The following is a 5000-nucleotide window of genomic DNA, read 5'->3' on the forward strand; positions in this document are numbered from 1 at the left end:
GACCTACAGCTAAGGTCCCCAAGTTATGGCTAAGTGGGAAAGGATGTGAGGATCCCAAAACAACCAGGATGTTGGCTTAGAAGCAGCCATCATTTAAAGAAAGCGTAACAGCTCACTGGTCTAAATAAGGGTCTTTGCGCCGAAAATGTAACGGGGCTAAAGCCATACACCGAAGCTTAGGGTTTGGTCCGCAAGGGCCAAGCGGTAGCGGAGCGTTCTGTAAGCTGACGAAGCCATACCCGTGAGGGGTGGTGGAGGTATCAGAAGTGCGAATGCTGACATGAGTAACGTAAGGGGAGTGAGAGACTCCCCCGCCGAAAGACCAAGGGTTCCTGCTTAAAGCTAATCTGAGCAGGGTTAGCCGGCCCCTAAGACGAGGCGGAAACGCGTAGTCGATGGGAACCACGTTAATATTCGTGGGCTTGGAGGTAGTGACGGATCGCACAAGTTGTCCAATCTTATCGGATTGAACGGGCAGCGGAGCGGTTCCAGGAAATAGCTCCTCCTTATAAACCGTACCCGAAACCGACACTGGTGGTCAGGTAGAGTATACCAAGGCGCTTGAGAGAACTATGCTGAAGGAACTCGGCAAATTGCACGCGTAACTTCGGAAGAAGCGTGACCCTTTTCTACGCAAGTAGAGGAGGGTGGCACAGACCAGGGGGTAGCGACTGTTTATCAAAAACACAGGGCTCTGCGAAGTCGCAAGACGACGTATAGGGTCTGACGCCTGCCCGGTGCTGGAAGGTTAAGAGGAGGGGTGCAAGCTCTGAATCGAAGCCCCAGTAAACGGCGGCCGTAACTATAACGGTCCTAAGGTAGCGAAATTCCTTGTCGGGTAAGTTCCGACCTGCACGAATGGCGTAACGACTTCCCCGCTGTCTCCAGCATAGACTCAGTGAAATTGAATTCCCCGTGAAGATGCGGGGTTCCTGCGGTTAGACGGAAAGACCCCGTGCACCTTTACTATAGCTTTACATTGGCATTCGTAGTGGCATGTGTAGGATAGGTGGTAGGCTTTGAAACCTGGGCGCCAGCTCAGGTGGAGCCACCCTTGAAATACCACCCTTATTACTATGGATGTCTAACCGCGGCCCGTTATCCGGGTCCGGGACAATGTATGGTGGGTAGTTTGACTGGGGCGGTCGCCTCCTAAAGAGTAACGGAGGCGCGCGATGGTGGGCTCAGAACGGTCGGAAATCGTTCGCTGAGTGCAATGGCATAAGCCTGCCTGACTGCGAGACTGACAAGTCGAGCAGAGACGAAAGTCGGTCATAGTGATCCGGTGGTCCCGCGTGGAAGGGCCATCGCTCAACGGATAAAAGGTACGCCGGGGATAACAGGCTGATGACCCCCAAGAGTCCATATCGACGGGGTTGTTTGGCACCTCGATGTCGACTCATCGCATCCTGGGGCTGGAGCAGGTCCCAAGGGTATGGCTGTTCGCCATTTAAAGCGGTACGTGAGTTGGGTTCAGAACGTCGTGAGACAGTTCGGTCCCTATCTGCCGTGGGTGTAGGAATATTGAAAGGATCTGTCCCTAGTACGAGAGGACCGGGATGGACGGATCTCTGGTGGACCTGTTGTGGCGCCAGCCGCATAGCAGGGTAGCTATATCCGGACGGGATAACCGCTGAAGGCATCTAAGCGGGAAACCCACCTTAAAACGAGTATTCCCTGAGAACCGTGGAAGACGACCACGTTGATAGGCCGGGTGTGGAAGAGCGGCAACGCTTGAAGCTTACCGGTACTAATAGTTCGATCGGCTTGATCGTTCTCATTCCTTATGCTCATCGTGAACACGATGATCTGACCAGCGCTCACGCATGGGCGGCCCTTCCAGGGCCTATGCTCCGCGAGGGCGCCGGAAAACCGGCGACGCGCAGTCGCGCTTGCGGGCTTACGCCCGAAAGCAAAACACAAACGTCGCCTTGGCACGAAAAAACAGCTTCTCGATATAACGTGCGTTTTGCCGACCTGGTGGTTATGGCGGAGCGGCTGCACCCGATCCCATTCCGAACTCGGCCGTGAAACGCTCCAGCGCTGATGGTACTTCGTCTCAAGACGCGGGAGAGTAGGTCGCTGCCAGGTCTGCAAAACGCACGTTGAACTCTCATCCGCAAACCGGATGAAACTGAAATCTTCTCTCTACGAAAAGGCCCGCCAAGGGATCACGGGCCGCGCAAGCGGCCCTTTCATTTGGTCAGCCATATACCTATCTGTAAGCCATCCTGTTCATAGGCCCAGGCTTACGTCCAGATAAGCAAGCAAACGCTTGCTTCAGATCCGGAGCAGGCAAGAGCTTGCCCTGGAGAGTCCGGAGCAAGCAAGAGCTTGCCCTGGAGGTGACGCGGGGTGGAGCAGCCCGGTAGCTCGTCAGGCTCATAACCTGAAGGTCACAGGTTCAAATCCTGTCCCCGCAACCAACAAAAAAAGCCCGCTTCACGCGGGCTTTTTGCGTTCGGACCGTGATCGATGGCGATTTTAACCTGCACCAGGGGTCGGAAGCAGGCGAAGCCGACGCCGTGGGACAGAAAAGCCAAATCATGACCCCCAACCGCCCGTAGCTCGCAAGCCTTTTTGTATTCGGCACCTTTGCCCACGCGAAGCCGGTTGGCTCCCGGCGGTTGTGTGCGTCAAGTTCTGCAAAATGGGGCGGCCATGATGCTGGTCATGCGGCTTGGCGCAGAGCGAGCTTCTTGTGCTCGCGCAGGTCGTCCATGTTGATGTATCGGTTGGCCTCCATCCAGTTTTCATTGGTCTCGACGGCCAACGCCCTGACCAGGCGCAGGCAGCTTTCGGTGTTGGGGAAGATGCGCACGACATAGGTGCGCCGGCGGATTTCCTCGTTGAGCCGCTCCAGCATGTTGGTGGATTTAAGATGCTTGTGGTGCTGTCTCGGCAGCCTGAAGAAGGTCAGGGTTTGTTCGATGGCATCCTCGGCCCAGCCTGTCAGGCGCGGATAGCGGGCCGACCATTTGGCAAGCCATGCGGCAAGATCAGCCTTGGCCTCTGCGAGATCGCGCCGGTCGTAGAGCCAGCGCAATTCCTGCAGGCAGTCGTCGCCGTGCTTCCTCGGCAGATGATCGAGCGCGTTCCTGAGGAAGTGCACGTAGCAGCGTTGCCAGGCGGCTTCGGGGATCACCTCGCCGATCGCTCCACCAGGCCGGCGTGATCGTCGGACACAACCAACTCGACGCCCTTGAGGCCCCGCGCCTTGAGGCCGACGAGGAAGTCCCTCCAGGCCGAGCGGCTCTCGCGATTGGCCATCTCCACGGCCAGGATCTGGCGCCTTCCGTCCCAGTCGATACCGACCGCGATCAGCACCGCCTGGCTCATGACAACACCGGCTTCACGCACCTTCTCGTAGCGCGCATCGAGGATGAGGTAAGGAAACGGCTCTTGAAGGGGGCGCCTGGCAAAGGCAGCGAGGCTCTCGTCCAGCCGCTTGTTGATGGCCGAGATCGACGAGGCCGAGAAGGCATGGCCGCACAGTTTTTCCGTGATCGCCTTCACCTTGCGGGTCGACACGCCCTGCACATACATCTCCGCCAGTGTCGCCACCAAGGCCCGCTCGGAACGCTGGTAGCGCTCGAACAGCTCGGTGGAGAAGCGCCCGGCCCGGTCCTGCGGAACCCGCAGCTCGAGCTTGCCGACCCGCGTCACAAGGGTACGGCCGTAATAGCCCCGAGCGATAGCCAAGCCGTTCGGGCGTGCGCTCGCTCTTCGAGGCACCCAGCGCCTCGTCCATCTCGGCCTCAAGCACCTCCTGCATCACCGCACGGAGCACTTCGTGCAATCCATCCGGGTTCGAAAGCAGAATGTCTTTGACGGCAGCGCTGGTCGATTTACCTTCTGTCTTGGTCATGGTGGCGTTCCTTCGCGGGAATCAGGTGACGTGAACAATCACCAGCCTGCCATGACCGCCCTCTCTCAGCGAATTTGCAGAACTTGACGCACACAACCCGATGGTGACCGGACGCTTTGGACCCTGCAAAACCAGGCGACGAACCATTCTCTCGCCATCAGATCTTGGAAAACGAACCGTGATCGTGCGCTTCCAATCATTGCTATTATTGCTACCGGGCTTGATCGGCGCCATAATCTTCCAGGAGGTTGCCGTGCCCGACTACGCTCTGAACGAACCACTATGAGAGCTTCATCAGGAAGCAGCTCGAATCAGGCCGCTACAACAATGCCTGAGATGTTCGCGCCGGCCTACGTATGCTCGAGGATTTCGAGGCGGAGCGGGAGAGATGGCTGCGCGAGGAGGTTCCGGCGCGCCTGACCGAGCTCCGGCAGGATCCGGCTAAGGGCATCCCTGTCGAGACGGTTTTTTCGCGGCTCGAGGCGCGTCATCACGCGAAGCAGGCGAAAGCCAAATAGGCAATGGAGTACCGCATTGTCTTCCACCCCAAGGCGGAAACTGAACTCGACCAGCTCTATGACGACATAGCCGACCCGTGCGTCGCCGGCGATCGCTTGGAATTTCGTTGTCGGCATCCGCGACCATTGCCTGAGCGTGTCGACTTTTCCACAGTGCGGCACAGAGCGGGTCGAGATCATGCCTGGTCCGCGGATCATCGGCTGGCGACGTGCCGTCAGCATTGCTTTCGCAGTCGATGCCGAACGGGTCTGGTCCTGGGTATTTTTTCGCCGGCCGCAACATCACGGCGGAATTGCTGGAAGGCCGGCTCTGAAGCGCTGCTTAGGCTGGCGTGGGGATCGACACTCGCCAGGAGGCGATTCTCAGGCCGATGGCACGCACCTGCCGCCGCCTAGAGATGGGAGCTTGGTAGAAGAGTGATCCTCAGCGGAACACCACTCACAATTTCAGCCAAGCCAGCTCACGAATTTCCGCCCCGTGGATATCTCCACGAGAAATCGAAAAAACATCGTCGATGACTGTTGACAGTTCTGGTTGGTGGCGACTATATACGCCTCACGAACGAGGGCGGTGCGCCGCTGGCGGCGAAGCAGTTTGCTTCTGAGAAGCCCTT

The 5000-nt window shown here is 57.9% G+C and carries 1 protein-coding gene, 1 tRNA gene, 2 rRNA genes and 1 pseudogene (1 of these 5 cut by a window edge); 3 read left to right on the forward strand and 2 right to left on the reverse strand.

Annotated features, from left to right (window positions below):
• The 3 genes from NLY42_RS11590 to NLY42_RS11600 all read left to right on the forward strand — a co-directional run.
• A 23S ribosomal RNA gene (locus NLY42_RS11590) occupies positions 1 to 1775 on the forward strand; it begins 1027 nt to the left of the window's first position.
• A 201-nt stretch (positions 1776 to 1976) separates the two neighbouring features.
• Positions 1977 to 2091: ribosomal RNA gene (gene rrf / locus NLY42_RS11595) — 5S ribosomal RNA — on the forward strand.
• A 258-nt stretch (positions 2092 to 2349) separates the two neighbouring features.
• Positions 2350 to 2426: transfer RNA gene (locus NLY42_RS11600), tRNA-Met, on the forward strand.
• A 245-nt stretch (positions 2427 to 2671) separates the two neighbouring features.
• Here the strand turns inward: NLY42_RS11600 and NLY42_RS11605 are convergent.
• A pseudogene (locus tag NLY42_RS11605) lies at positions 2672 to 3868 on the reverse strand (IS256 family transposase).
• 350 nt (positions 3869 to 4218) lie between these two features.
• Positions 4219 to 4608 (reverse strand): hypothetical protein, encoded by a 390-nt coding sequence (locus NLY42_RS31995; RefSeq protein ID WP_023756656.1) that lies wholly within the window; start codon positions 4606 to 4608, stop codon positions 4219 to 4221.
• Between the last annotated feature and the right edge of the window lie 392 nt (positions 4609 to 5000).

This window comes from Mesorhizobium sp. C372A, assembly GCF_030323245.1.
In the GTDB taxonomy this organism is placed as follows: domain Bacteria; phylum Pseudomonadota; class Alphaproteobacteria; order Rhizobiales; family Rhizobiaceae; genus Mesorhizobium.

Bases quoted from the DNA above. Each gene is read 5' to 3' on its own strand.
- NLY42_RS31995 (WP_023756656.1), bottom strand. From the start codon at position 4,608: ATGCTGACGGCACGTCGCCAGCCGATGATCCGCGGACCAGGCATGATC.